Source organism: Dietzia sp. IN118, assembly GCF_032905965.1.
GTDB classification, from domain to species: Bacteria; Actinomycetota; Actinomycetes; order Mycobacteriales; family Mycobacteriaceae; genus Dietzia; species Dietzia kunjamensis.
This window is the reverse complement of the sequence record NZ_JAUMSR010000014.1, coordinates 1-3,146: the sequence shown is the minus strand read 5'-3', so window position 1 is coordinate 3,146 and position 3,146 is coordinate 1. Positions and strand designations below refer to the sequence as shown.

Sequence of the window (3,146 nt, the reverse complement as noted above, 5' to 3'; positions counted from 1 at the left end):
CTACAATAGGGCCCGACGACATTCCACACTGGGCTATTTGACACCAGCCGAGTTTGAACTAGGATTCAGAGACATATACGAACTCGCCGCTTAATTGCAGTGGCCACTTTAGCGGGAACACTCCAGTCCGTACAGAACACCCTGACAGAGATGGCCCGCCGGATAGATGTCGCCCGGACATACTGCCGTGCCGTCGTCGATGCCGATATGCGAGGCGAAGACGTCATCGCGCAGGTCTGCTTCGCGAAGAACACTGCGGTGGAGGCCGGCGAATGGGTCGTCGACAGGGCAGTGCAGCTGTTCGGCGGACTCGGCTACATGCGCGAAATCGAAGTCGAACGGCAATACCGTGACATGCGCATTCTCGGTATCGGCGGAGGCACGTCCGAAATCCTCACCGCACTTGCAGCCAAACACTTGGGATACCGATCATGACCATGCTGAACAGCACACTTGACTCACGCAGCAACGATTACCGGGTGGCACTCGATTCCATGATCGAGAAGCTCTCCGGCATCGAAGAGGAATTGACCGCGGTACTCGCCGGCGGCGGGGAGAAGGCCGTCGCCAGGCACCACGACCGCGATAAATTCACTGCTCGAGAGCGGATCGAGCTCCTCGTCGACCGGGACACACCGTTTCTGGAGCTGTGCCCTCTCGCCGCATGGGGTTCGAAGTTCACCGTCGGCGCCGCTGTTGTCTCCGGCATCGGTGTCGTCAGCGGTGTCGAGTGCATGATCGTTGCCAACGACCCGACTGACAAGGGCGGTTCACTCAATCCGTGGTCGATGCGCAAGATCCTCCGCATGGGCGACATCGCGCGACAGAACCGCCTTCCGGTCATCAATCTCGTGGAATCGGGCGGCGCCGATCTGCCCACCCAGAAGGACATCTTTGTCCCCGGTGGGGCGATGTTCCGCAACCTCACTCAACTCTCTGCCGAGGGGATCCCCACGATCGCGCTGGTCTTCGGCAACTCGACGGCCGGAGGAGCGTACATCCCCGGCATGAGCGACCACATCGTGATGATCGAGAACCGATCGAAGGTGTTCCTCGGAGGCCCCCCACTAGTCAAGGCGGCCACGGGAGAGATCACCGACGACGAGTCGCTCGGCGGAGCGGCCATGCACGCCAAAGTGTCCGGCTTGGCCGACTACTACGCTCTCGACGAGCAGGACGCCCTCCGCATCGGCCGCCAGATCGTGTCACGACTCAACTGGACGAAGTCCGGCCCGGCCGTGTCTACAGAGGTGGTGTCCCCCCTATACGACGAGGCTGAGCTGCTCGGCATCGTGCCACCAGATCTGAAAATCCCGTTCGACCCGCGCGAGGTGATCGCCCGGGTCGTCGACGGTTCCGACTTCGACGAGTTCAAATCCAGATACGGCACGTCGCTGGTCACCGGCTGGGCACGCATCCACGGGCATCCCGTCGGCATCCTGGCCAACGCCCGCGGTGTGCTGTTCTCGGAGGAGGCGCAGAAAGCGACCCAGTTCATCCAACTCGCCAATCGATCGAACACGCCACTGTTGTTCATGCACAACACCACCGGGTACATGGTGGGCAAGGAGTACGAACAAAACGGCATCATCAAGCACGGCGCAATGATGATCAACGCCGTCTCCAACTCGAAAGTCCCGCACATCTCCTTGCTCCTCGGTTCCTCCTACGGCGCGGGCCATTACGGGATGTGCGGACGCGCTTTCGATCCACGATTCGTGTTCAGTTGGCCGACGCTCCGCTCGGCCGTCATGGGCGGAACGCAACTCGCGGGCGTGATCTCCACGGTTAGCCGGGCGTCGGCGCTGGCCCAGGGCAAGGAATTTGACGAAGAAGCCGACGCCGCGGTCCGCGCTGCCATCGAGGAACAGATCGACTCCGAATCGTTGCCGGCCTTCTTATCCGGCCACCTGTACGACGACGGTGTCATCGACCCCCGAGACACCCGCACCGTCCTCGGATTGAGTCTGTCCGCCATCCACAGCGCACCGATCGAAGGCACCACGTCCTTCGGCGTCTTCCGAATGTGAGCCCGCAGTGAACACCCAGCACACCCCTGTCAGTACGCCATCAGCGTCGACCGCAACGACCGTGCTCGTCGCAAACCGCGGGGAGATCGCCCGCCGGATATTTGCCACCTGTCGACGTCGTGGACTCGGCACCATCGCTGTGTTCTCCGACGCCGACGCAGACAGCCCGTTCGTCACCGAAGCCGACGCCGCGGTCCGGCTTCCGGGCTCGACACCGACCGACACCTATCTTCGCGGTGACCTGATAATCAAGGCGGCACTCGCCGCCGGAGCAGACGCCATCCACCCGGGTTACGGTTTCCTGTCCGAAAGCGCCGGGTTCGCACGGGAGGTGCGAGCGGCTGGACTGATCTGGATCGGCCCAACGCCGGAGAGCATCGACCTCATGGGGTCAAAGGTCGAGTCCAAACGGATCATGGCAGAGGCAGGGGTGCCGGTCTTGGGACGTCTCGACCCGGCATCCATCACCGAAGCTGAGCTGCCCGTGCTGATCAAGGCCTCGTCGGGCGGGGGCGGCCGGGGAATGCGAATCGTGCGAGATCTTGCGAACCTACCGGCCGAGCTGTCGTACGCGGCGAGAGAAGCGGCGTCCGCATTCGGCGACGACACCGTGTTCTGTGAGAGATACATCGAGGCGGGCCGCCACATCGAGGTTCAGGTGATGGCCGACATGCACGGAAGCGTGTGGGCGGTCGGCGAGCGTGAGTGTTCTATCCAAAGACGCCACCAGAAGGTGATCGAGGAAGCACCGTCCCCGCTAGTCGAGCAGATCGGCGCAGCCATGCGTGCCCGACTGTACGATGCCGCCCGCACCGCCGCAGAATCCATCGGTTATGTGGGCGCCGGTACCGTGGAATTCCTCGCCGACAACGACGGTGAATTCTTCTTCCTGGAGATGAACACGCGACTGCAGGTCGAGCATCCTGTCACCGAGTGCACGACGGGACTGGACCTCGTCTCACTGCAGATCGACGTCGCGAACGGAGAGCCTCTAAGCCTGGATCCACCGATGAGATGAACTTCTAGCGCGGTGTGGGAACGCGAGAATGCCCTTCTGAACTGGCAAGATACGACTTGCTTAAGGTCCGTATCGCCAATTCAAGAAGGGCATCCCGC

At 62.2% G+C, this 3,146-nt stretch carries 1 protein-coding gene and 2 pseudogenes; all 3 read left to right on the top strand.

Features of this window, described 5'->3' with window-relative positions; all coding sequences use genetic code 11:
* Positions 1-117: 117 nt before the first annotated feature.
* Positions 118-435 (top strand): annotated as a pseudogene (locus tag Q2K20_RS17995) (acyl-CoA dehydrogenase family protein); the annotation flags it as partial.
* A complete protein-coding gene (locus Q2K20_RS17990) occupies positions 432-2,030 on the top strand; it encodes an acyl-CoA carboxylase subunit beta (protein WP_182641769.1) in 1,599 nt (532 codons plus the stop codon). The pseudogene Q2K20_RS17995 and the gene Q2K20_RS17990, both read left to right, overlap by 4 nt.
* Before the next feature lie 7 nt (positions 2,031-2,037).
* Positions 2,038-3,039: pseudogene (locus Q2K20_RS17985) on the top strand (biotin carboxylase N-terminal domain-containing protein); the annotation flags it as partial.
* Between the last annotated feature and the right edge of the window lie 107 nt (positions 3,040-3,146).

Excerpts from the sequence above, each read along its gene's own strand:
- Q2K20_RS17990 (WP_182641769.1), top strand. The coding sequence starts at position 432 with ATGACCATGCTGAACAGCACACTTGACTCACGCAGCAACGATTACCGG.